This is a genomic window from Bradyrhizobium centrolobii (genome assembly GCF_001641635.1).
GTDB classification, from domain to species: Bacteria; Pseudomonadota; Alphaproteobacteria; order Rhizobiales; family Xanthobacteraceae; genus Bradyrhizobium; species Bradyrhizobium centrolobii.
The window spans coordinates 86,603-107,538 of record NZ_LUUB01000036.1 but is presented as its reverse complement, the minus strand read 5'-3'; the positions used below and the strand labels follow the sequence as shown (position 1 = coordinate 107,538).

23 protein-coding genes and 2 pseudogenes are annotated in these 20,936 nt (G+C 63.0%); 8 read left to right on the top strand and 17 right to left on the bottom strand.

Annotation, left to right across the window (positions count from 1 at the left end; all coding sequences use genetic code 11):
* Positions 1 to 5 precede the first annotated feature (5 nt).
* Positions 6 to 1,286, top strand: a complete 1,281-nt coding sequence (locus AYJ54_RS08405; RefSeq protein WP_063698212.1) for a YeaH/YhbH family protein — start codon at positions 6 to 8, stop codon at positions 1,284 to 1,286.
* A complete protein-coding gene (locus AYJ54_RS08400; protein ID WP_063698211.1) occupies positions 1,283 to 2,827 on the top strand; it encodes a SpoVR family protein in 1,545 nt (514 codons plus the stop codon). Before AYJ54_RS08405 ends, AYJ54_RS08400 begins: the two co-directional genes overlap by 4 nt.
* Before the next feature lie 16 nt (positions 2,828 to 2,843).
* Here AYJ54_RS08400 and AYJ54_RS08395 read toward each other — a convergent pair whose 3' ends face one another.
* The 6 genes from AYJ54_RS08395 to AYJ54_RS08370 all read right to left on the bottom strand — a co-directional run bounded on the left by AYJ54_RS08395 (position 2,844) and on the right by AYJ54_RS08370 (position 5,654).
* Positions 2,844 to 3,290 (bottom strand): DUF1801 domain-containing protein, encoded by a 447-nt coding sequence (locus AYJ54_RS08395; protein ID WP_136623542.1) that lies wholly within the window; start codon positions 3,288 to 3,290, stop codon positions 2,844 to 2,846.
* A 32-nt stretch (positions 3,291 to 3,322) separates the two neighbouring features.
* Positions 3,323 to 3,544: a hypothetical protein gene (locus AYJ54_RS08390; protein WP_063698210.1), complete on the bottom strand. Its 222-nt coding sequence runs from the start codon at positions 3,542 to 3,544 to the stop codon at positions 3,323 to 3,325.
* A gap of 52 nt (positions 3,545 to 3,596) precedes the next feature.
* On the bottom strand, positions 3,597 to 4,028 hold the full coding sequence (locus tag AYJ54_RS08385) for an SRPBCC family protein (RefSeq protein WP_063698209.1): 432 nt from the start codon (positions 4,026 to 4,028) through the stop codon (positions 3,597 to 3,599).
* Positions 4,025 to 4,348 carry an ArsR/SmtB family transcription factor gene (locus tag AYJ54_RS08380; RefSeq protein ID WP_063698208.1) on the bottom strand — a complete coding sequence of 108 codons (324 nt, stop codon included), beginning with the start codon at positions 4,346 to 4,348 and terminating at the stop codon, positions 4,025 to 4,027. Before AYJ54_RS08380 ends, AYJ54_RS08385 begins: the two co-directional genes overlap by 4 nt.
* A gap of 182 nt (positions 4,349 to 4,530) precedes the next feature.
* The gene (locus tag AYJ54_RS08375; protein WP_063698207.1) at positions 4,531 to 4,980 is read right to left on the bottom strand and encodes a DsrE family protein; all 450 of its coding nucleotides are present in this window, start codon (positions 4,978 to 4,980) and stop codon (positions 4,531 to 4,533) included.
* Between the two features lie 86 nt (positions 4,981 to 5,066).
* A complete protein-coding gene (locus tag AYJ54_RS08370; protein WP_245328938.1) occupies positions 5,067 to 5,654 on the bottom strand; it encodes a hypothetical protein in 588 nt (195 codons plus the stop codon).
* 329 nt (positions 5,655 to 5,983) lie between these two features.
* Here AYJ54_RS08370 and AYJ54_RS08365 point away from each other — a divergent pair, with 329 nt between their 5' ends.
* Positions 5,984 to 7,549 (top strand): SUMF1/EgtB/PvdO family nonheme iron enzyme, encoded by a 1,566-nt coding sequence (locus AYJ54_RS08365; protein ID WP_063698206.1) that lies wholly within the window; start codon positions 5,984 to 5,986, stop codon positions 7,547 to 7,549.
* Between the two features lie 17 nt (positions 7,550 to 7,566).
* Positions 7,567 to 8,016, top strand: a complete 450-nt coding sequence (locus AYJ54_RS08360; RefSeq protein ID WP_063698205.1) for a DUF4399 domain-containing protein — start codon at positions 7,567 to 7,569, stop codon at positions 8,014 to 8,016.
* On the opposite strand, the pseudogene AYJ54_RS08355 reads toward AYJ54_RS08360, so the two are convergent.
* Positions 8,017 to 8,315, bottom strand: a pseudogene (locus tag AYJ54_RS08355) (2-oxoacid:ferredoxin oxidoreductase subunit beta); the annotation flags it as partial. It abuts the gene before it with no gap.
* Between the two features lie 150 nt (positions 8,316 to 8,465).
* Between AYJ54_RS08355 and AYJ54_RS08350 the strand changes: the two are divergent.
* Positions 8,466 to 9,038: an STM3941 family protein gene (locus AYJ54_RS08350; RefSeq protein WP_063698203.1), complete on the top strand. Its 573-nt coding sequence runs from the start codon at positions 8,466 to 8,468 to the stop codon at positions 9,036 to 9,038.
* Between the two features lie 65 nt (positions 9,039 to 9,103).
* Here the strand turns inward: AYJ54_RS08350 and AYJ54_RS08345 are convergent, their stop codons facing one another.
* From AYJ54_RS08345 to AYJ54_RS08335, 3 genes are read right to left on the bottom strand one after another with little or no spacing between them, the layout of a single operon-like run.
* Positions 9,104 to 10,159 carry a 2-oxoacid:ferredoxin oxidoreductase subunit beta gene (locus AYJ54_RS08345; RefSeq protein WP_063698202.1) on the bottom strand — a complete coding sequence of 352 codons (1,056 nt, stop codon included), beginning with the start codon at positions 10,157 to 10,159 and terminating at the stop codon, positions 9,104 to 9,106.
* Positions 10,156 to 12,003 carry a 2-oxoacid:acceptor oxidoreductase subunit alpha gene (locus tag AYJ54_RS08340; RefSeq protein ID WP_063698201.1) on the bottom strand — a complete coding sequence of 616 codons (1,848 nt, stop codon included), beginning with the start codon at positions 12,001 to 12,003 and terminating at the stop codon, positions 10,156 to 10,158. Before AYJ54_RS08340 ends, AYJ54_RS08345 begins: the two co-directional genes overlap by 4 nt.
* Positions 11,973 to 13,772, bottom strand: a complete 1,800-nt coding sequence (locus tag AYJ54_RS08335; protein WP_063698200.1) for an FAD-dependent oxidoreductase — start codon at positions 13,770 to 13,772, stop codon at positions 11,973 to 11,975. Before AYJ54_RS08335 ends, AYJ54_RS08340 begins: the two co-directional genes overlap by 31 nt.
* Positions 13,773 to 14,174: 402 nt before the next feature.
* On the opposite strand from AYJ54_RS08335, the gene AYJ54_RS08330 reads away from it, so the two are divergent.
* Positions 14,175 to 14,609 carry a hypothetical protein gene (locus AYJ54_RS08330; RefSeq protein WP_063698199.1) on the top strand — a complete coding sequence of 145 codons (435 nt, stop codon included), beginning with the start codon at positions 14,175 to 14,177 and terminating at the stop codon, positions 14,607 to 14,609.
* 57 nt (positions 14,610 to 14,666) lie between these two features.
* On the opposite strand, the gene AYJ54_RS08325 is transcribed toward AYJ54_RS08330, so the two are convergent.
* From AYJ54_RS08325 to pqqA, 7 genes are all read right to left on the bottom strand, one after another.
* Positions 14,667 to 15,335, bottom strand: a complete 669-nt coding sequence (locus tag AYJ54_RS08325) for a DUF4286 family protein (RefSeq protein ID WP_063698198.1) — start codon at positions 15,333 to 15,335, stop codon at positions 14,667 to 14,669.
* 15 nt (positions 15,336 to 15,350) lie between these two features.
* Positions 15,351 to 16,337, bottom strand: coding sequence for a prolyl aminopeptidase (gene pip / locus AYJ54_RS08320; protein WP_063698197.1), 987 nt, complete (start codon positions 16,335 to 16,337; stop codon positions 15,351 to 15,353).
* The gene (pqqE, locus tag AYJ54_RS08315; protein ID WP_063698196.1) at positions 16,327 to 17,544 is read right to left on the bottom strand and encodes a pyrroloquinoline quinone biosynthesis protein PqqE; all 1,218 of its coding nucleotides are present in this window, start codon (positions 17,542 to 17,544) and stop codon (positions 16,327 to 16,329) included. Before pqqE ends, pip begins: the two co-directional genes overlap by 11 nt.
* On the bottom strand, positions 17,541 to 17,852 hold the full coding sequence (gene pqqD, locus AYJ54_RS08310) for a pyrroloquinoline quinone biosynthesis peptide chaperone PqqD (RefSeq protein ID WP_063698195.1): 312 nt from the start codon (positions 17,850 to 17,852) through the stop codon (positions 17,541 to 17,543). The genes pqqE and pqqD overlap by 4 nt, the downstream gene beginning before the upstream one ends.
* A 12-nt stretch (positions 17,853 to 17,864) precedes the next feature.
* Positions 17,865 to 18,632: a pyrroloquinoline-quinone synthase PqqC gene (pqqC, locus tag AYJ54_RS08305; RefSeq protein WP_430641418.1), complete on the bottom strand. Its 768-nt coding sequence runs from the start codon at positions 18,630 to 18,632 to the stop codon at positions 17,865 to 17,867.
* 20 nt (positions 18,633 to 18,652) lie between these two features.
* Positions 18,653 to 19,582: a pyrroloquinoline quinone biosynthesis protein PqqB gene (gene pqqB / locus AYJ54_RS08300; RefSeq protein WP_063698193.1), complete on the bottom strand. Its 930-nt coding sequence runs from the start codon at positions 19,580 to 19,582 to the stop codon at positions 18,653 to 18,655.
* 116 nt (positions 19,583 to 19,698) lie between these two features.
* Positions 19,699 to 19,779 carry a pyrroloquinoline quinone precursor peptide PqqA gene (pqqA, locus tag AYJ54_RS08295; RefSeq protein WP_007595659.1) on the bottom strand — a complete coding sequence of 27 codons (81 nt, stop codon included), beginning with the start codon at positions 19,777 to 19,779 and terminating at the stop codon, positions 19,699 to 19,701.
* Positions 19,780 to 20,026: 247 nt separating this feature from the next.
* Between pqqA and AYJ54_RS08290 the strand changes: the two genes are divergently transcribed.
* Both AYJ54_RS08290 and AYJ54_RS52110 read left to right on the top strand, forming a co-directional pair.
* Positions 20,027 to 20,284, top strand: coding sequence for a DUF6894 family protein (locus AYJ54_RS08290; RefSeq protein ID WP_063698322.1), 258 nt, complete (start codon positions 20,027 to 20,029; stop codon positions 20,282 to 20,284).
* A 167-nt stretch (positions 20,285 to 20,451) separates the two neighbouring features.
* Positions 20,452 to 20,936 (top strand): annotated as a pseudogene (locus AYJ54_RS52110) (amidase family protein); the annotation flags it as partial.

The window sequence follows — 20,936 nt, the reverse complement described above, 5'->3', positions numbered from 1 at the left end:
AGAAAGTGGCCACTCATATCATTGACAGGCGCCTGAATCCAGGCGGCAAGAGTCTTGAGAACCGTCAGCGGTTCTTGCGTCGGGCCAAGTCCCTGGTGCAGGGCGCCGTCAAGAAGACCTCGCAGGAACGCGACATCAAGGACGTCCTGGAGGGTGGTGAGGTCACGATCCCGCTCGACGGCATGCACGAGCCGCGCTTCCGCCGCGAGGGCGGTACGCGCGACATGGTGCTGCCCGGCAACAAGAAGTTCGTCGAGGGCGACTATCTTCCTCGATCCGGCCAGGGCAGCGCCAAGGATTCCGGTCCCGGCGAAGGCGACAGTGAAGACGCCTTCCGCTTCGTGCTGAGCCGCGACGAGTTCGTCGACCTCTTCCTCGACGACCTAGAGCTCCCCGATCTCGCCAAGCGCAGGATCGCGGAGACCGAGAGCGAAGGCATCCAGCGCGCCGGCTATACCACCTCGGGCTCACCTGCGAACATCTCCGTCAGCCGAACCGTTAAGCTCGCGCTCGCCCGCCGCATCGCGCTCAGGCGTCCGCGCAAGAGCGAGATGGACGAGCTCGAAGCCGAGATCGCCGCATGCACCGACGAGGACACACGGGCCGAGCTGATCGCCAAGCTTGAGAAGCTGAAGGCAAAATCCAAGCGGATTCCCTTCATCGATCCCATCGACATCCGCTATCGGCGCTTCGAGACGGTGCCGAAGCCGGTGGCGCAGGCCGTGATGTTCTGCCTGATGGACGTCTCCGGCTCGATGTCCGAGCACATGAAAGACTTGGCCAAGCGCTTCTACATGCTGCTCTACGTGTTCCTGAAGCGTCGCTACAAGCATGTCGAGATCGTCTTCATCCGTCACACCGACCGCGCCGAGGAGGTGGACGAGCAGACCTTCTTCTATGGCCCGGCCTCCGGCGGCACGCTGGTGTCGAGCGCGCTCCAGGCGATGCACGAGATCGTGCGCGAGCGCTTCAATCCGGCGGATTGGAACATCTATGCAGCGCAGGCCTCCGACGGTGACAACTCCTATTCGGACGGCGAGCTCGCAGGGATGCTGCTGACGGAGAAGATCCTCCCGGTCTGCCAGTTCTTTGCCTATCTGGAGGTCGGCGAGTCCGGTGGCAGCGCCTTTGATCTCTCCGATTCTTCGCTCTGGACGCTCTATGAGCGCCTGCGCAACAACGGCTCGCAGTTGTCGATGCGCAAGGTCAGCGAGCGCAGCGAGATCTTCCCGGTGTTCCACGACCTGTTCCACCGCCGCGAAAATCAGGAGAAGGCCGCTCCATGACGGAAACGACCGGGCGATTGTTCGAAGGCGCGGATTGGGACTTCCACACGCTCCAGCGTATCCACGATGCCTGCGAGCATGTCGCCAAGAACGAGCTCGGCCTCGACGTCTATCCGAACCAGATCGAGGTCATTACCGCCGAGCAGATGCTGGACGCTTATTCCTCCGTCGGCATGCCGTTGTTCTACAAGCATTGGTCCTTCGGCAAGCATTTTGCGTTTCACGAAGCCTCCTACCGCAAGGGCCTCATGGGCCTCGCCTATGAGATCGTAATCAACTCTTCGCCCTGCATCTCCTACCTGATGGAGGAGAACACGGCGACGATGCAGGCGCTGGTGATCGCGCACGCCGCCTTCGGCCACAACCACTTCTTCAAGAACAACTATCTGTTCAAGCAGTGGACCGACGCCGACGGCATCCTGGATTATCTCGACTTCGCCAAGACCTATGTCTCGCAATGCGAGGCGCGTCATGGCCGCGTCGAGGTCGAGCGCACGCTCGACGCGGCGCATGCACTGATGTCGCACGGCATTGACCGCTATCCCGGCAAGAAGAATGTCGATCTGCGGGCCGAGGAGAAGCGGGCAGGGCGCCGGCGCCAGCACGAAGAGGAGGTCTTCAACGATCTCTGGCGCACCGTGCCCAAGGGAGCGACCAAGAGCCGGTCTGCGCTCAGCATCGAACGCCGCCGCAAGCTGCTCGGCCTGCCGCAGGAAAACCTGCTCTATTTCCTGGAGAAGAGCGCGCCGCGGCTGGCGCCCTGGCAGCGCGAGCTCTTGCGCATCGTCCGCCACATCGCGCAATATTTCTATCCGCAGAGCCAGACCAAGGTGATGAACGAGGGGACGGCGACCTACGTCCACTATCGCATCATGAGCAAGCTGCATCAGCAGGGCCGCATCAGCGACGGCAATTTCCTCGAATTCCTGCAGTCGCACACCAACGTGGTGTTCCAGCCGGAATTCGACGACCCGCGCTTCTCCGGCTTCAATCCCTATGCGCTTGGCTTTGCCCTGATGCAGGACATCGAGCGCATCGTCAGCAATCCCGAAGACGAGGACCGCGAATGGTTTCCGGAGATCGCCGGCAAGGGCGATGTGATGGGCGTGCTGCGCGACGTCTGGGCCAACTATCGCGACGAGAGCTTCATCGGTCAGTTCCTGAGCCCCAAGCTGATGCGGCACTTCCGCATGTTCCACCTGCACGATGACCCCGAGGAGCGCGCCGGCATCCGCGTCGATGCCATCCACGACGAGCGCGGGTTCCGCCGGGTGCGGCGTGAGCTGGCGCGGCAGCATGATGTCGGCTTCATCGACGCCAATATCGAGGTGGTCGACGTCGACCTCTCGGGCGACCGCCGGCTGATCCTGCACCATCACGTCATCAAGGGCTCGCAGCTCAACGAGACCGACTCCAAGCGGGTGCTCCAGCATCTCGCCGATCTCTGGACCTATGACGTTGCGCTGATCGAGGTCGATGCCAACGACAAGGTCCTGCGAGAATATGTCGTGAGCCCGCGGCCGCTGCCGGCGGCGGCCTGAGGCCGCCGCAAGTGCCTTAAGCCGTGCGTTTGGCGGATTTGCTTTTGGCCTTGGTCTTGGACGTGTTCAGGGCCACCGCCGCACGAATGAGCGCCTTCAACGCCTTTTCGTCGATCTTCGCGCCCTCGTGGAAATCGATGGCGCGCCTCACATTTCCTTCGAGGCTGGAATTGAACAGGCCCGTGGGATCCTCCAGCGCCGCGCCCTTGGCGAACGTCATCTTCACGGCGGCCTTGTAGGTCTCACCCGTGCAGATGATCCCGTCGTGCGACCACACCGGGACGCCGCGCCACTTCAATTCCTCGACGACCTCAGGATCGGCCTCCCTGATCAGGGCGCGGAGCCGGCCGAGCATCTTGCCGCGCCAGTCGCCGAGCTCCTGGATTTTCGCGTCGATCAACTCGGATGTGGACGTGCTGTCCGTGTCCTTCGCGCTGCTCTTCTTGGCTGTTGCGCCCTTCATGATCTCGCTTGCCCCTCTCTCTAGCCGGCAATTCACTGGCTCGTTCCAGCCGCCGTGTGCCGGCTGACCACATACGGTAGCGCGAACAGGTACAGCCCGCTTGCGAGCAGCAGGATCAGCGGGACCAGCGCCAACAGGCCTATCCACAGGGCCTGCACCTGCTGAGTCATGGCGATGATATTCGCGATCACGGCGAGCGTGAAGGCGATGGACAGCCAGCGATGGATTTGTCGAATCCACATATTCCAAGTCAATTGGACCTCCTCTGAAGTGATCGGAACGGATACGAGGTGGCGGCGGTGCAGCTTACTCCGGCCGCGCCAGAACCTCCTCGAGCTTTGCGAAGAACTGCTTCCAACCGGCGTGTGCGCCGCCATAGGCCTGCTTCTGGGTCGGGCTGAAGCCCGACTGCTCCACGCGCAGATGGGTGCCCGCGCCCTTCGGAGTGAGCGTGAAGGTCACCACGCTCTTGAGGTCGAAGGCTGCGTCCTCATGCGCGAAGTTCCAGGTATAGGCGAGCGTTCTGTGCGGTTCGATGGCGAGGACCTCGCAATCCAGCACGCCGCCCCACTCGCCGCGAAGATTGAAGCGGTGACCGACGACGGGCTTGAAGTCGTTCTTCATCAGCCATTCCTCGATCAGATGCGGCTGCGTCAGCGCGCGCCAAACCCGGTCCGGCGGAAAAGCCATCTCGCGTTCGATGATCACGGAGCGTGCCTCGGTCGCAGGTTCTGTCATTGGTCCATCCTTTTCAGCAGATCTTCGAGCGCATCGAGCCGGTTCTGCCAGAACCCGGCCATCTGGCTCGTCCAGTCGATGAGTGGATTCAGCGCGCCGGGTTGCGCGCTGTAGTGGGTCTGGCGGCCCTCGTGGCGGTCGCGCACGAGCCCGGCCTGCTTCAGCGCGCCGAGATGTTTCGAGACCGCCGGCTGGGAAACGCCGGACTGGGCCGTCAGCGCCCCAACCGTCTGCTCCCCCTCGCGGCACAACCGCTCGAAGATCGCCCGCCGGGTCGGATCGGCAAGCGTTCTGAACAGTAGGTCGGGAGAGCTCGGCATCTAAAACCCATAACCCGTAGGTTATGGATTGATTCATAACCTTAGAGTTATGGATGAGTCAAGCGGGATGGAGGTGGTTTGCCGCATCCTGCTTCGACTTGTGGGGCGGAATGGGCCTCCACGGGCTGTGCCCTACCTCTCCCGCTTCCGGGGGAGGCACGGGCCGCCTGCGGCGGAATGCTCTATGGCCGCAAGTAGAAATAACCCTGCGACTGGAGCTCGGCCAAACGGACCACGGCGCCTTTCTCCGCGCTGACGAAGCCGGGCAGCAGATCCTTCAACGTGATGTTCTGCGCCTTCATCGTGTTGCCGCAGGCGGCGAGCTCGACGCCGTCCTTTGAGAAATCGCCGATCCGCTTGCTGATATCGCGGCTGGCCTGCGCCGAGTGAAACGCCTTCAGCGCCGGCCCGTGGATCACCAGTGCGATCGTTACATGCTCGGGGCCGCCGACGCCGTCGAAATGGTTCTGGATGTTGCCGAGCACGAAATTGACCTTCTCGGCGTCGCTCAGGTGATAGACGACCTTGAGCTTGTCGCTCGCATTGGTCTCGGTAGCAGCCCGCGCGCCTCGGGCGGCGAACATCGCTCCCAAGGCAGAGGCTGCGCTCCACAGAATGCTGCGCCGGTTCATGGCTGTCTCCCTCGATTGTGCATGGCCTGCTCGGAAGATGGCAGCGCCGTTGTCCGCATCATGCGCCTGACATTGCCGGACGCACCTCACTTGTGGCGGAGCGCGGCGAGTTCCTTGCGATCGGTCACGAGGGAAGCGCACTCGCTGTTGTCGGCACGGTCGAGCCGGAAGATCTTGTCGTCGGCGCCGGCGACCAGCGATTCCTCGGCATCGTCGTCCGGCTTGTTGTTTTGCCAGATCCTGACCCGCTCGAGCCGGACAATCGCCGACTTGTTGTCTCTCGACAGCGCCACGCCGATGCCACCGCCCTCGCAGTCGACGCCGCAGCCGAAGCGGACCTCGTTGCCGTTCTCCTCGAACAAGGCATGACCGCAGGAGCCGCTGGAGTCGAAATCGCCGGAGCGGTGGCGGTACTTGAACCCGAGACGGAACGCATATTGCAGCGCCTTGTCCTCGGCGTCGTACTCCGCCGAGATCAACAGCTTCATCGCTGCGACTTTCTGCTTCGGATGCCGGTTGAGATGATCGGCGTCATAGCGGCGGACAAAGCAGGCATAAGCCTGCTTGTCGGGTGGCCCCGCGAACATCCGCGCGTTAAAGGCGTCGGCCTGAGCCTTGGTAGCTTCCTGGGCGGCGGCGCGATCGATTGTGGCAATCGTAACACACGCGATCATCGCTGCAATGAAGATGCAACCTCTCGTCGTCATTGAAGTGATCGCGGGCATGTCCAGCGCTGCTCCCGGAGGCGTCTTGAGTTCCATGTCGGGCTTTAGTCGCTCACAGCGCGGGAAAAGTTCAACGCCACGCCGGTTCTGCCGGTCGGAACTTGCTGGCTTGTCGTCGCGCGACCTTGGCCCCGGACGCAGTTTGCTTGTTCCAACCCGTCATTGTGATAGCCTTCACAGACGAGTGCTTTTCGCAGTCGTAAGCTGGGACCGCCTTTTACAAGTTTGTTTTGCCAGTTGTTTTGGAAGTTGTTTTGCAAGTTTGTGGAGTCCCAGCAATGGGCGAAATTCGCAACTTCAAATCGGGAAATCAGGGTGAGCCGCCGCCACACGGCGTGATGCCTCGTCGTCTCGCAGCGATCATTGTCGGTGACATCGCATCCTACAGTCGCTTGATGCAGGCCGACGAGGAGGGCACGCACGTCCGCGTCAAGCGGATCGAGCGCGATCTGATCACGCCCAGCATCGTCGAGCATCATGGAACTTTGGTGAAGACGACGGGCGATGGCTTCATCGCGATTTTCGATAGTCCTGTCGAGGCCGTTCGATGCAGCATCGTCATCCAGCAGAACCTCGTCGGCCGCAACGCCTCGCTTCCGAAGCATTCCCGGATCGAATACCGGATTGGCGTCAATCTCGGTGACGTCATCGTGGAGCCGGACGATGTCTACGGCGACGGCGTCAACATCGCCACGCGTATCGAGGGCATTGCCGAGCCCGGCCAGGTCTACATTTCCGGCGCGATCTACGAGCAGATCAAGCACAAGGTGGTGTGCGGCTACGAGTCGCTCGGGGACCGCAAGGTCAAGAACATCACCGATCCCGTGCGGGTCTATCGCGTGCTGCCGGACGCGGACGCCATCGGCAGGACGCGAGGCCGGCGCGAGAGCGTCCTGCTGTTTCTTCTGATCACGGCACTGCTGGTGATTGCCGGCTACGTTCTTTGGTACGTGCTTGCGCAGCACCGCGGCCGGGTGGGGCAACAGGCTGCCGCTCCTCCGATCGCGGCTCCGTCGGCTTCGCCGCCGCAATCCGTTCCGTCGGTGCCGAGCCCGACGGTACCGGCGCCACAAGCCGCACCCGCGGCTTCTCCGTTGCCCACGACGATGCCATCGCCCGCAGCATCTCCTTCACCGGCCTCGGCGCCTAGCCAACCGGCGGCGACACCGGTTCGCGAACCCGAGATGATCGCCATTCGCGGCGGCAGCTTCGCGATGGGAAGCAATGATGATCCGACCGAGCGACCTATCCACCAGGTTGCGGTCAAGCCGTTCTCGATCGGCAAATATCCCGTGACGGTGCAGGAGTGGAACGAATGCGCCGCCGCGAAGGCGTGTGGCTTCACCGCCACCGGCAAGGACGATGCGCCGGTCACCAATGTGAGCTGGACCGACGCGCAGCAATATGCCGCCTATCTCGCGCAGGCGACGAAGAAGCCCTATCGCCTTCCGAGTGAAGCCGAATGGGAATATGCGGCGCGCGGCGGCACGCAGAGCAAATATTGGTGGGGCGACAAGCTCCAGCCGGGCATGGCCGGGTGCAAGGATTGCGGGGACCTCGCGGCCGAGCAGCCGGCGAAGGTCGGCAGCTTCAGGCCCAATCCATTCGGGCTCTACGACATGGGCGGCGGCGTCGACCAGTGGGTCAACGACTGCTGGCACAGGACCTATCAGGGCGCGCCCGGCGACGGCTCGGCATGGAGCGGCGGAGACTGCAGCTCGCACGTTCTGCGCTCGGGCTCCTGGAAGAACGATTCGCGATATGTGCGGCCGTCCAACCGCGACGGCTACGATACCAATGTTCGTTACCCGACGCATGGATTCCGCGTCGCGCTCAGTCCTTAGGTGCTGGAGTAGGTTCGATGCAAATCCTTCGCTGCGTTGCGCTGGCGGCGGCGCTCGCATTGCTCCCGGGCGCAGCCTATTCGCAGGGCAAGACCGCCCCCAAGGATGCAAAGCTCTATTTCATCACCCCGCGTGACGGGCAGAAGGTCCGCAGCGGGTTCTGGGTCCGGTTCGGCTTGCGCAACATGGGCGTGACGCATGCCGGCGACGACTACCAGAACGCCGGTCATCATCATCTGCTGGTCGACGTCAACGACCCCATCGATCCCAAGGAGCCAATCCCGCAGGACAAGTCGCATCTGCATTTCGGAGCGGGGCAGACCGAAACCTTCCTCGAGCTTCCGCCCGGGCCGCACACGCTGCAACTGGTGCTCGGCGATGCGAAGCACTATCCGTTCGAGCCGCCCGTCGTCTCGGAGAAGATCACCATACGCGTCAGGCAGCCCGTTTCGGCGCGGGCAAACTAATCAACGCAGGCTGGCGTTGATCTTGCCCAGCACCGCCGACCCCGGACACAGCGTGTCCGCTTCCAGCTGTTGAGCGGCGTCTCGACCGTGTCGAGGTGCTCGTGCAGGTCTTCCGCTTCGGGATCGACATAGAGCAGCCCGGTGACGATCTGCCCCTTGGCGGCGTGCTTCTGCAGGAAGGTCATCGCCCCCAACCGGTCGTGCGGATCGTAGTCTGCATCGATCTTGCGCGGCGCGACCCTGCTGCCGTCGTGCTGCTCGACCACCTGCACCGTGCCCGGCGCGTAATCGACGGCGATCAGGGCGCCGGCCGACCAGCGGTGTCCCGCGCGTTCAAGCGATCCGGCCTCACAGGGGGCTGTCTCCGGAAGGCCCGGACGGCGCCTTAACTCTTTTGAAGGAGGGTCGCGGATAAACCACAGGTTGTCGCCTATGCCGATGGTGTGGAAATGCTCCCAAGTCAGAACCTGCCGAATCTCTCCATCGGCTATTCCCGGGTGCGGCTGCTGAGGTTTTTCGGTATCGGCCTGCTGCTGACGCTCCTGTGTGCCGCGATCGCATTCAACTGGTACCACAGCAACAACATCACCGCGTTCCAGATAGCGGCCTGCTATTTCGGCGTGGCGTTTTTCGGCTTTGCCACCTGCAAAGTATTCTGGATGTTGATCTCCTCCAGGAAGCCGGTCGTCTTCATCAGCCGTGTCGGCATTCGCGACACCAGGATCGCCGATGAAACCATCTCCTGGAGATCTGTGCGGGACATATCAATCTGGCAGCATCGCAGTCTGAAGATCGTGGTGCTCAAGCTTGATCCCCTCCTCGCCGAGCGGTTCGTCGGGGGTTATCTGAAGCGCGCATTGTCGCTGCTGAACAAGGCACTTGGCGCGGGCGGCGTGGTCGTCAATGCCGCCGGCCTGACCATGGACGCCGAAACATTGTTTGATGCCTGCAAGCAATACTGGACTGCCGGCCGATCGGCATATCCGGGCCGCTCCGTACCGGAGCCCGAGCATATCAGCTAGAACGGCGCGGAACTCCCGGGCATCGCATCGGCCGAGCCGATCGCTCCAGCGATGCAGACAACGCGTCACCGCAGGCTGGCGTTGATCTTGTCCAGCACCGCCGACCCCGGACACAGCGTGTCCGCTTCGAGCGTGTTGAGCGGCGTCTCGACCGTGTTGAGGTGCTCGTGCAGGTCTTCCGCTTCGGGATCGACATAGAGCAGCCCGGTGACGATCTGCCCCTTGGCGGCGTGCTTCTGCAGGAAGGTCATCGCCCCCAACCGGTCATGCGGATCGTAGTCCGCATCGATCTTGCGCAGCGCGACCCTGCTGCCGTCATGCTGCTCGACCACCTGCACCGTGCCCGGCGCGTAATCGACGGCGATCGGATCGCGACCGACCAATACGTCGAGCCGGTTCACCGCGTCATTGTGCTCGCGGACATAGTCGAAACTCTTGGTCGAGCCGGCGTGATTGTTGAAAGCGATGCAGGGGCTGATGACGTCGATGAAGGACGCGCCCTTGTGACGGATCGCGGCCGCGATCAGGGGCACGAGCTGCGTCTTGTCGCCGGAGAAGCTGCGCGCGACGAAGGTCGCCCCTAACTGCAGCGCGATCGCGACCAGGTCGATGGCGTTGTCGGTGTTGGTCACGCCTTTCTTCGACTTCGAGCCGCGGTCGGCGGTCGCCGAGAATTGGCCTTTGGTCAGGCCATAGACGCCGTTATTCTCGACGATATAGGTCATGTTGACACAGCGCCGGATCGAATGCGCGAACTGGCCGAAGCCGATGGAAGCGGAATCGCCGTCGCCGGAGACGCCGAGATAGATCAGGTCGCGGTTGGCGAGGTTGGCGCCGGTGAGCACCGACGGCATGCGGCCATGCACGGAGTTGAAGCCGTGTGAATTGCCGAGGAAATAATCCGGTGTCTTGGACGAGCAGCCGATGCCGGAGATCTTTGCCACCCGGTGCGGCTCGATCGAGAGCTCGTAGCAGGCCTCGATGATCGAGGCCGTGATCGAGTCATGGCCGCAGCCGGCGCACAGCGTCGAGATCTTGCCCTCGTAGTCGCGGTGCGTGTAGCCGAGCTCGTTCTTCTTCAGGCCCGGATGATGGAATTTTGGCTTTGCAATGTAGGTCATGATACGGCCTTGCGGAGCGGGGTCACCTTGAGGTGATCCTGGTGGTCGCCAATGGCTTTCGCGATGAAGCGCGCGGTGATCGGCGAGCCGTCATAATGCACGATCGGCACGAGGCGCACCGGGTCGATGCCGTTCTCGTTGACGATGAGCTGGCGCAGCTGGCTGTCGCGGTTCTGCTCGACCACATAGACGAAATCGTGCTCGGCGAGGAAGCTTGCGACGCTCGAATGGAACGGGAAGGCGCGGATGCGCAACCGATCGAGCTGATGCCCGCGCGCTTCCAAAAGGCCGATGGCCTCATCCATCGCTGGCGAGGTCGAGCCGAAATAGATCACGCCATATTTGGTCGGCCGTTCCGCATTGGCCTGGAGCGGCCGCGGCACGAGATCCTGCGCGGTCTCGAACTTGCGCACCAGCCGCTGCATGTTGTCGGCATAGACCGGGCCCTCCTCGGAATAGCGCGCATAGCGGTCGCGCGAGGTGCCGCGGGTGAAGTAGGAGCCCTTGGTCGGATGCGTGCCGGGATAGGTGCGGTAGGGGATGCCGTCGCCGTCGACGTCGAGATAGCGGCCGAAGTCGCGGCCTTCCTCGAGCATCTCCGCGGTCATGATCTTGCCGCGGTCGTATTGCCGCGCGTCGTCCCACTTCAGCGGACGGCAGAGGCGGTGGTTCATGCCGATGTCGAGGTCGAGCATCAGGAAGATCGTGGTCTGAAGCCGCTCGGCGAGATCGAAAGCTGCTGCCGCGAACTCGAAGGCTTCCGCCGGATCTTCGGGGAAGAGCAGCACATGCTTGGTGTCGCCATGCGAAGCATAGGCGCAGGCGATGATGTCGCATTGCTGGGTGCGGGTCGGCATGCCCGTCGAGGGGCCGGCGCGCTGGATATTCATGATCACGGCCGGAATTTCGGCGAAGTAGGACAGGCCGATGAACTCCGTCATCAGCGAGATGCCGGGGCCGGAGGTCGCGGTGAAGGCACGGGCGCCGTTCCAGGAGGCGCCGATCACGATGCCGATCGAGGCGAGCTCGTCCTCCCCCTGTACGATCGCGTATTTCGCCTTGCCGGTCTCGGGGTCATGACGGTACTTCTTGCAGTGGCTGGTGAACGCTTCCGCCACCGACGAGGACGGCGTGATCGGATACCAGGCGCACACGGTCGCGCCGCCATAGACGGCGCCGAGCGCGGCGGCGCTGTTGCCCTCGATGAAGATGCGGTCACCGACCTTGTCGGACTTCTTCACCCGCAGACCGATCGGGCATTTCAGGTTCTGCAATGCCCAGTCGCGCCCGAGATGCAGCGCGTGGACGTTGGAGGAGAGCAGCTTCTCCTTGCCCTTGTACTGCTCGCCGATCAGCTGCTCGATCAGCTTCGGATCCATGTCGAGCAGCGCCGCGAGCGCGCCAAGATAGATGATGTTCTTGAAAAGCTGGCGCTGGCGCGGATCGGTATAAGTCGAGTTGGTGATCGCGGTCAGCGGCACGCCGATCACGGTGATGTCGTCGCGGAATTTGGTCGACGGCATCGGTTTTGTGGAATCGTAGAACAGATAGCCGCCTGGCTCGATGCCGGCGACATCCTTGTCCCAGGTCTGCGGATTCATCGCCACCATCATGTCGACGCCGCCACGGGCGCCGAGATGGCCGGCTTCCGTCACCCGCACCTCGTACCAGGTCGGCAGGCCCTGGATATTGGACGGAAAGATATTGCGCGGGGACACCGGCACGCCATGGCGCAGGATCGCGCGGGCGAACAGCTCGTTGGCGCTCGCCGACCCCGAGCCGTTGACGTTGGCGAAGCGGACGACGAAGTCGTTTACGCTGCTGATCGGCTTCTTGTCGGACATGATGATCCTGCGTAGGTCATTTCGATGAAATACTTCTGCATGTCCCAGGCGCCGGTGGGACAACGCTCGGCGCACAGCCCGCAATGCAGGCAGACGTCCTCGTCCTTGACCATCACGCGCCCGGTCTTGAGATCACCGGAGACGTAAAGGTCCTGGTCGGGATGCGGCGAGGGCGCCTTCAGGCGCTGGCGCAGGTCGCTTTCCTCGCCATTGTTCGTGAAGGTGATGCAGTCCATCGGGCAGATGTCGGCGCAGGCATCGCACTCGATGCAGAGCGCAGTCGAAAACACGGTTTGGACGTCGCAGTTCAGGCAGCGATGCGCCTCGCCGAGCGCGAGCTTGACGTCGTAGCCGAGCTCGACCTCGGCGCGGATGTCCTTCAGCGCGACGACCTTGTCGCGATGCGGTACCTTGAAGCGCTTGTCGTTGGAGATGTCGTTGTCATAGCTCCATTCGTGGATGCCCATCTTCTGCGAGGAGACGTGCACCTCCGGCAGCGGGCGCTCGGTGATGTCCTCACCCGAGAGCAGTCTGTGGATCGACAGCGCGGCGTCGTGGCCGTGCGCGACCGCCCAGATGATGTTCTTCGGACCGAAGGCGGCGTCGCCGCCGAAGAACACCTTTGGATTGGTCGAGACGAACGTCTTCGGATCGACCTTGGGCATGTGCCATTTGTCGAACTCGATGCCGCAGTCCTGCTCGATCCAGGGGAAGGCGTTCTCCTGGCCGACCGCGACCAGCACGTCGTCGCATTCGAAGGTCTGGTCGGGCTCACCCGACGGAACGAGGTTGCGGCGGCCCTTGGCGTCGTATTCGGCCTTCACCTTCTGGAAGGTGACGCCGGTGAGCTTGCCGTTGGCGTGGATGAAGGCGACGGGAACGAGGAAGTTGAGGATCGGGATATCCTCGTGGATCGCGTCTTCCTTCTCCCAAGGCGAGGCCTTCATCTCCTCGAAGCCGGAGCGCACGATCACTTTCACGTCCTCGCCGCCGAGCCTGCGCGCCGTGCGGCAGCAGTCCATCGCGGTGTTGCCGCCGCCGAGCACGATCACGCGCTTGCCGATCTTGTCGGTGTGGCCGAACGAGACGGAGGACAGCCAGTCGATGCCGATATGGATGTTGCTTGCTGCCTCTTTCCGGCCGGGAATGTCGAGCTCGCGGCCGCGCGGCGCGCCGGAGCCGACGAAGATCGCGTCGTACTTCTCCGCCAGCAGACCCTTCATGCTCTCGATGCGATGACCGCCTCTGAACTCGACGCCGAGATCGAGGATGTAGCCGGTCTCCTCGTCGATCACCGAATTCGGAAGGCGGAATTTCGGGATCTGCGTCCGCATCATGCCGCCGGCTTCGGGGTCGGCATCGAACACGGTGCAGTGATAGCCGAGCGGCGCCAGATCGCGCGCCACCGTCAGCGAGGCCGGGCCGCCGCCGACCAGTGCGATGCGCTTGCCATTCTTCGCCGCGGGATGCGGCAGGCGCTGCTTGATGTCGTCCTTGAAATCGGCGGCGACGCGCTTCAGGCGGCAGATCGCCACCGGGTTCTCCTCGACGCGTCCGCGGCGGCACGCCGGCTCGCATGGACGATCGCAGGTGCGTCCCAGAATTCCGGGAAACACGTTCGATTTCCAATTGATCATATAGGCGTCGCTGTAGCGGCCTTGTGCGATCAGACGGATGTATTCGGGAACCGGGGTGTGCGCAGGACAGGCCCACTGGCAATCGACTACCTTGTGAAAGTAGTCGGGGGCCGCGATATCGGTCGGTTTCATTCCTACCCTGTCCGCGCAGGCCCAAAGACCCGGCGGCCTTTTCTTGAGCTTGGCGGACGCTTAACGCGTGTCGATCTGGTTTTTGAATTGGATCATAGGCTTACCTTATTAGAACCATTCCGAAGCACAACGGCAAATTTCCGCGATCTCCAGCTTTCATAGGAGCTGCGCGCGCACAGCATTAGCCGCCGCGCGCAAATGCGGCGGTGCAGCATCTCGCGATGCGTGTGACTGCGTCAGCCGCGCGCGATGTCGCTCTGGATCGGGTCGGGAGATGTTGACGAACGAAGCTGGCGGTCATTTCTGGAGATATTGGCGCCTGAGCCGAGGCAGCAGTTTCATCCGATGATACGGTCCCTAGGACTCAATCATCTCCATCGCGAGGGCATGTGAGGGCATGTAATGGATCAATCTGCGTCAACTGAATTTGAGATTGATGAGGGGCTAAGCATCGCCCTCACCGACGTTGGCGCTTGGATAGTAAAGGCCGACGATAGAGAGTTCCGTCTCGAAGAAATCAACGATTTCTATCGAGCCTGGCTTTTGCTGGAGCGGCCTTTCTCTAACGTAAAGGCTGCGCTCGACCAGATAGCTCGCAACGCAAATGTGGCAACACCCTTTCCGTTCGCGAAACTCATCGGGTCGGCATTAAAAGCCCAATCAGGTCAATGGACGGATCGCGCAATGGTTTGGGTTTCGTTCCTTGCTGCGACAGAAAAAGCTTCTTTGAAAGGTCTTTTTTCTGACGTCAGAGACTCAAAATGGGCTAGCCAGAAGACTAGGCAGTTAGCTCGAAAGTACATGAATGAAATCGAACGAGGCGGCCAAGGCGGGTAAGTTGGTCACGGGCCCTTCGATTGGGCTTCAAAAGCGATGCGCTGAGACAGTCGCCATCTAAATGTCGCTCTTCGCAAGATCCCACATCAGGCAGTAGGTGCCGACGGAGACCGGGAGCGGGAAGGGTGTGGCAGCGGGTCCGGTGAAGCGCTCGGCGATGACGGTCGAGACGGCGCTGACCTGCGTGCCGTCGATCAGCACGAACCAGTCGCGCGCACCTTCGTTTCGCACGGCCGGAATCTCCGCTGTCGCGCCGGACAGCTCCGGCTCACTTTCGAGCAGATGCATGGAGATGATGCCGTCGCGCTTTTCCGGCGCCAGTTTTTCCCGCAGCGCATCACGCCATTCCCCGGCATTGTCGGGTGTTGGACGCAGTCTCACCACGCCGAGCGCCGCTCCGCGCCCCGTGCCGTTGCTGATCGTGATACGCGCCACCACACGGAGCATGTTCTTGAAGCGCGCCATGGTCTGGCGCGACCAGTCGGTCGGGCTCGCGAGCCGCGCCCGGTAGGCGGGGCTGTCCAGCACGTCGAGCGTCGCGGTCGAATAGAGGCAGAGATATTTGGGATTGGCGGCGTGCGCGACATAGCGCCGCGCCTCCAGGAAACCCTCGATCGCGACACGCTCTTCCAGATGTTCGCGATCGTACCAGCGGTTGAAATCGGCTTCATCGGCTGTGTCGATGTCCATCGACGTCAGCAGCATGCCCTTTCCGGCGAGCGGCATTTTCTTGTTGTCCCCTTATCGCGCGGCTTTCGAAGCGAGGTCCGCGATCGACTTCATGACCGCGTCCCTCACACCGGGATCATAGAGCGAATGCCCGGCTTCTTCCACGATGCGAATCTCGGAACCCGGCCAAACCTTTGCGAGCGCCTGCGATGTCTCAGGCGGGCACAACAGATCGTAGCGGCCTTGGATGATGATGCCGGGAGTGCCGGCGAGCTTGCCCGCGTTCCGCAACAGCTGATCCTCGGTCATGAAGCTGTCGTTGATGAAGTAATGCGCTTCCATGAACGACGTCGCGGGCAGCGTGCGCCACACGTTCAGCGAGGCGAGGTCCAGCCGCGTGCGTGCGGGCTTGTGTTCCGATAGCGTGCGCTCGGTGTCGTGCCAGGCCCGCGCGGCGGGGCCATGCACGGCGGGGTCGGCATCGAGGATGCGGCGCCAATAGGCTTCCACCGGCTGCTTGCGCTCCTCTGGCGAAAGCACGCTCAGAAAATCCTCGTGGAGCGCGGGATAGAATTGCGACAGGCGCGTCGTGAAGCCGGTTTCGACCTCGGCCCGCGTGCCGAGAAAGGTCGCGCGCAGCGCGATGCCGGAGACGCGCTCGGGATGCGCCTCTGCATAAGCCAGCGCCAGCGTCGCGCCCCAGGAGCCGCCGACCACCATCCAGCGCGGAAAGCCGAACTTGTCGCGGATCGTCTCCATATCCGCGATCAGATGCGGGGTCGTGTTGTCGGCGCGCGATCCCTTGGGCCGGCTGCGGCCGCAGCCGCGCTGATCGAACAGCACGGCATGGAAGCGTTCAGGATCAAAAAGCCGGCGATGGTCGGGCTGGCAGCCGCTGCCGGGCCCGCCATGCAGATAGACGGCGGGGATGCCGTCGGCGCGGCCGACGCTCTCGACATAGAGCTCGTGGCCGTCGCCGACGTCGAGCATCTCGGAGGTCAGCGGCGCAAAGGGATCGGCGCGCTTGACCGAACTGGCCGCGTCGGCGTCAGGCCCCATTCTCGCCGCTCTCCGAAGTCTCTGCCTCCAACGTGCCTCCCGCGAAGTTGCGGTAGAGGAAGCGGTTGGTGTCGCCCTCGGCCTCGCGCTCGGCCTGCCTGAAGATGGTCTCGTGCAGCGGCGACAGCGCGCAGGCCGGGTCGGTGTTGGCGGCATCGCCCGTCAGTGCGAAGGCCTGGCAGCGGCAACCGCCAAAATCGATCTCGCGGAACTCGCAGGACTTACAGGGCTCCTTCATCCAGCCGGTGCCGCGATAGCGGTTGAAGGCCTCGGAGTTCTGCCAGATCCAGGCGATCGAATGGTTGGAGCGCACCGATTCGAAGTCGAGCCCGGTGATGCTCTCGGCGGCGTGGCAGGGCAGCACCTTGCCGGCCGGCGAGATGTTGAAGAACTGACGGCCCCAGCCGCCCATGCACTTCTTCGGCCGCAGCGCATAATAGTCCGGCACGACATAGTCGATCGCGAGCGTGCCCTTGAGCCGCTCGCGCGCCTCCTCGACGAGGCGGGTGGTCTCGTCGAGCTGCGCGACCGTCGGCATCAGTGCGGCGCGGTTCTTCAGTGCCCAGCCGTAATACTGCACATTGGCGACTTCGAGCCGGTCGGCGTCGAGATCGACCGCCATCTGGATGATATCGGGGAGCTGGTGCAGGTTCTGGCGGTGCATCACCGCGTTCACGGTCAGCGGCAGGTCGAGCTCGCGCGTCAACTTCGCGACCTCGATCTTCTTGAGATGCGCGCCCTTGTAGCCAGCGACGCGGTCGGAGAGGCCTTCTTCGGTGCCCTGGAAACTGATCTGCACATGGCAGAGGCCGGCATCGGCGAGGTCGCTCAGCCTGTCGCGGGTCAGCAGCACGGCCGAGGTGATCAGATTGGTGTAGAGGCCGACATCGCTGGCATGCTTGACCAATTCGACGAGGTCTTTCCGCGCCGTCGGCTCGCCGCCCGAAAAATGGACCTGGAGCACGCCGATCTCGGCGAGCTCGCTCAACACCTTCTTCCATTCCTCGGTGGTCAGCTCCTTGCCGGCGCGATCGAGCTCGACCGGGTTGGAGCAGTAGGGGCATTGCAGCGGGCAGCGATGCGTGATCTCGAGCAGCACGGCCAGCGGAATGCCAAAAGCCTCCGCCGTCGAACGCTGCTTCTCGAGCACCGCGAGACTGTCGCTGGCATCAGGCGGGATGATCGGGTTGCCGAGCACGTCGCTCATGGCGTCTTCTCCCGGGCTTCGGTGAGAAAGCCCTTGTCGGCGAGATCCTGGAGCATGGCGATGACGTCGGTCAGGATCGCCTCGCGCGGTGCGGCATATTTCGCGGCCAACTGGTCCGCGACGTCGCCGACGTTGCGCTCGCCATTGCAGAGCTGCAAAACTTCGACCGCGATCTCGTCGGGTGCCAGCACCCGCTCCGGCGCCAGGATCACCCAGACCTGCCGCGTCTCGTCGTATTTCAGCTTGGCATGCCGCGGCAGCACGGGGCGGCTCGCCTCGCTGACGCTGATGTGACGCGGCCCGGCCATCGCTTGTTCCTCTTAGCTCGCCTTCTGATTTACCTTGGGCACAAATGCGCCCGGCGGAATGTGGCCCTCGACATAGGCGTGGTAGAGCGCATCGAGCTGCACCCACAGCACGTTGGTCTTGAAGATCAGCGCGTTGCAGACGGCCGCGCGCTCTTCCGGCGTCTTCGCGTGCGCCTTGACATAGTCGAGCGCGAACCCGGCATCGCGCGGCGCCTGCGCGAGGCGCCGCTTGAAGTAACTCATGATGTCCGGATTGACGAAATCATAGTGCTCCAGCATGCCGGAGATGCGCTCCTCGTGGAGGTTCGGCGCGAACAATTCGGTGAGCGAGGAGGCGATCGCCTCCAGCGGGCTTTTTTCGCGGCAGAAGTGGACATAGGCTTCGACCGCAAAGCGCGTCGCCGGCAAGATGCCTTCGGTCGATTCCACATAGGCCGTGTCGAGACCGAGGCCCTCGGTCAATTTCAGCCAGCGCTCGATACCACCCTCAGAGCCGACGTCGCCGTCATGGTCCTCGATGCGGTGACGCCATTCCAGCCGCGTGGCGCGGTCGCGGAAGCGCGAGATCACGACCGCATCCTTGATCGGGATGGTGCTCTGGTAATAGTAGCGGTTCAGCGCCCAGGCCTGCACCTGGCCCTTGTTCAGCTTGCCGCCGTGCAGCAGCCTATGGAACGGATGCAGGCTGTGATAGCGCGTCGCGCCGATATGGCGCAGCGTCGCCTCAAGCTCCTCGGCCGAGTTGAGCCTGGTGTCCTTGCCGATCGAGAGCGCGGTCATTCCGGTCAGTGTCACGGCATTCACAGCACGATCTCCGTTCCGTCGGCGGGTATCTGCCAGCCCGCCTGTTCAGCAGCTTTGCGCTCAGGCGAGGCGGGCAGCAGCGCCGGATTCGAGTTATTGATATGCAGAAATATTTTCCTGTCGATACTTAGATCAGCAAGCCGCGCGATCGCGCCGTCGTCGCCGGACATCGCGACATGGCCCATGCTCTTGCCGGTCTTGTGGCCGAGCCCGGCCGTGATCATCTCGTCATCGCGCCATACGGTGCCGTCGAAGAACACCAGCGCGGCGCCGTCGATCTCGGCCTTGAGCGCATCGGTCACCTCGGCGCAGGCGGCAATAAAATAGAAGCACTTGCCGGTCGACTTGTCGGTGATCTTCAGGCCCAGCGTGTCGCCGTCGCCGGTCTCGCCGCCCGGGTGCGCCTTGCCTTCCAGATACCAGGCCGACTTGCCGGGCACCGCGAAGGCAAGCACCTCGAGTCCCGAGCGCGCGCCGTCCGGCAGCCGCGGCTCGAATGGCTCACTGATGTCGATCGGCTGCCGCCGCACGTTCTTCTCGTTCAGCACGTTGAAGATGCTGTTGGCGTTCAGGATCGCCAGCACCTTTTCGTGCGCGTAGATCGTGAAGGGCGAGCCCTCGCGCATCGAGAGCAGGCCCGCGACTGCATCCACTTCGCCGTTGGTCAGAATTACGCCTGCGATCGGCGTGTGGCGCAATGCGCCGGCCTTGGGATGCAGCTGCGGCGTGGCGTTCAACTGCTGTCTGAGGTCGGGGGATGCGTTGATCAGGAACCAGTGCGCGCCATCGCTGCTGAAGGCGACCGAAGCCTGGGTTCGCTGCAGCTCATGGCCGCTCGCACGGGCCGCCCGGCAGCCCTCGCATCCGCAATTCCATTGCGGGACTCCGCCGCCCGCTGCGGCGCCCAGGACGACGACGCGAAGCATGATCCGTCTCCTGGAGGTAACGTCGCGTGGTGAATCTCAGGTCGACACAATTCCTGTCTTCCGGAAACGCATCGTGACCGAAAGATCCACCTCGCTGAACGCGGACTCGCCAGCCCTTATTTGCGGGTGGCGCTCACATACATGTTGATTTCCATACCGCAGGGCACTTCGACGATCTTCGGGGCTTTCCAGGCCATTTGGCTCTCCAGTTTTCGCGAATTCGGACGTGTCCGCCCGCTCGTTAAATTACTGCGGGCGGAAAAGTTCGCCAGTTAAATCTTGACGAGGAACCATTATGTTGCGCTGCGAAAGTGATAGGGAACGTCAGTTCTGTTGATGCTGCCTTGCGCAAGGCGCATTCGGTCGCGAACCCTGTCCTGATAAACCAGTTGTGAGTGCAGTGCAGCTTTCAATCCGCTACAGGCGACCCAGTTGGATCTCGTGATGCCCAGATACTTCTTCAACACCCGCATCGGCGACGAATTGATCGTAGATCCTGACGGCGAGGATCTGCGCAACCCCGATCGCGCCTGGGAGGTCGCCCGCCAGATGATCCTCGAAGTCGTGAAATCGGAGGGAGCCCAGCCGGCCCTGCTCGAGGCCGTCATCGAGGTCACCGACGTCGATGGCGAGATCGTGCTGGAGTTTCCCTTCACCGAGGCGCTCCTGGACATCCCGGACCGCTCCGCCACCCGGCATTAGGGCATGATCCGGAAAAGTGTGCAGCCGTTTTCCGGAAAGATCATGCTCAAACAATAACCTAAAGCACGATCTCATCGCGCTTTAGGGGCCCGCCTTCGCCCCTGCGAAATCCGCATGACTTTGTCGCATCACCGGCGCTAAAACACGCCGGTCAAACGGAGCATGCCATGCAAGATCTCTGGCGCCTGTCGGCCGCCGACCTCGCCACCCTCGTCAGATCCAGGAAGGTTTCCGCCAAGGAGGCCGCGACGGCCGGACTTGCCCGGCTCGATGCCGTCAATCCCCAGCTCAATGCCGTGATCGACCACCGGCCGGAGGACGTGCTCAAGCAGGCGGATGCCGTCGATGCCGCGATCGCCCGCGGCGAGGATCCGGGCGTGCTGGCCGGCGTACCCGTCACCATCAAGGCCAATGTCGACCAGGAAGGCTTTGCCACCACCAACGGCCTCAAGCTCCAGCGCGACCTGATCGCGCGCGAGGACAATCCGGTGGTCGCCAATTTCCGCAAAGCCGGCGCCATCCTGCTCGGCCGCACCAATTGCCCGGCCTTCTCCTATCGCTGGTTCACCACCAACCTCGTCCATGGCGACACCAAGAACCCCCGCGACGCCTCACTGACCCCGGGCGGCTCGTCCGGCGGCGCCGGCTCGGC

What these genes read in the sequence shown, in the direction of transcription:
- AYJ54_RS08400 (WP_063698211.1), top strand. Translation starts at nt 1,283, where the DNA reads ATGACGGAAACGACCGGGCGATTGTTCGAAGGCGCGGATTGGGACTTC.
- AYJ54_RS08395 (WP_136623542.1), bottom strand. Translation starts at nt 3,290, where the DNA reads ATGAAGGGCGCAACAGCCAAGAAGAGCAGCGCGAAGGACACGGACAGC.
- AYJ54_RS08385 (WP_063698209.1), bottom strand. Translation starts at nt 4,028, where the DNA reads ATGACAGAACCTGCGACCGAGGCACGCTCCGTGATCATCGAACGCGAG.
- AYJ54_RS08380 (WP_063698208.1), bottom strand. Translation starts at nt 4,348, where the DNA reads ATGCCGAGCTCTCCCGACCTACTGTTCAGAACGCTTGCCGATCCGACC.
- AYJ54_RS08375 (WP_063698207.1), bottom strand. Translation starts at nt 4,980, where the DNA reads ATGAACCGGCGCAGCATTCTGTGGAGCGCAGCCTCTGCCTTGGGAGCG.
- AYJ54_RS08370 (WP_245328938.1), bottom strand. Translation starts at nt 5,654, where the DNA reads ATGATCGCGTGTGTTACGATTGCCACAATCGATCGCGCCGCCGCCCAG.
- AYJ54_RS08365 (WP_063698206.1), top strand. Translation starts at nt 5,984, where the DNA reads ATGGGCGAAATTCGCAACTTCAAATCGGGAAATCAGGGTGAGCCGCCG.
- AYJ54_RS08360 (WP_063698205.1), top strand. Translation starts at nt 7,567, where the DNA reads ATGCAAATCCTTCGCTGCGTTGCGCTGGCGGCGGCGCTCGCATTGCTC.
- AYJ54_RS08350 (WP_063698203.1), top strand. Translation starts at nt 8,466, where the DNA reads ATGCTCCCAAGTCAGAACCTGCCGAATCTCTCCATCGGCTATTCCCGG.
- AYJ54_RS08345 (WP_063698202.1), bottom strand. Translation starts at nt 10,159, where the DNA reads ATGACCTACATTGCAAAGCCAAAATTCCATCATCCGGGCCTGAAGAAG.
- AYJ54_RS08340 (WP_063698201.1), bottom strand. Translation starts at nt 12,003, where the DNA reads ATGTCCGACAAGAAGCCGATCAGCAGCGTAAACGACTTCGTCGTCCGC.
- AYJ54_RS08335 (WP_063698200.1), bottom strand. Translation starts at nt 13,772, where the DNA reads ATGAAACCGACCGATATCGCGGCCCCCGACTACTTTCACAAGGTAGTC.
- AYJ54_RS08330 (WP_063698199.1), top strand. Translation starts at nt 14,175, where the DNA reads ATGGATCAATCTGCGTCAACTGAATTTGAGATTGATGAGGGGCTAAGC.
- AYJ54_RS08325 (WP_063698198.1), bottom strand. Translation starts at nt 15,335, where the DNA reads ATGCCGCTCGCCGGAAAGGGCATGCTGCTGACGTCGATGGACATCGAC.
- pip (WP_063698197.1), bottom strand. Translation starts at nt 16,337, where the DNA reads ATGGGGCCTGACGCCGACGCGGCCAGTTCGGTCAAGCGCGCCGATCCC.
- pqqE (WP_063698196.1), bottom strand. Translation starts at nt 17,544, where the DNA reads ATGAGCGACGTGCTCGGCAACCCGATCATCCCGCCTGATGCCAGCGAC.
- pqqD (WP_063698195.1), bottom strand. Translation starts at nt 17,852, where the DNA reads ATGGCCGGGCCGCGTCACATCAGCGTCAGCGAGGCGAGCCGCCCCGTG.
- pqqC (WP_430641418.1), bottom strand. Translation starts at nt 18,632, where the DNA reads ATGACCGCGCTCTCGATCGGCAAGGACACCAGGCTCAACTCGGCCGAG.
- pqqB (WP_063698193.1), bottom strand. Translation starts at nt 19,582, where the DNA reads ATGCTTCGCGTCGTCGTCCTGGGCGCCGCAGCGGGCGGCGGAGTCCCG.
- pqqA (WP_007595659.1), bottom strand. Translation starts at nt 19,779, where the DNA reads ATGGCCTGGAAAGCCCCGAAGATCGTCGAAGTGCCCTGCGGTATGGAA.
- AYJ54_RS08290 (WP_063698322.1), top strand. Translation starts at nt 20,027, where the DNA reads ATGCCCAGATACTTCTTCAACACCCGCATCGGCGACGAATTGATCGTA.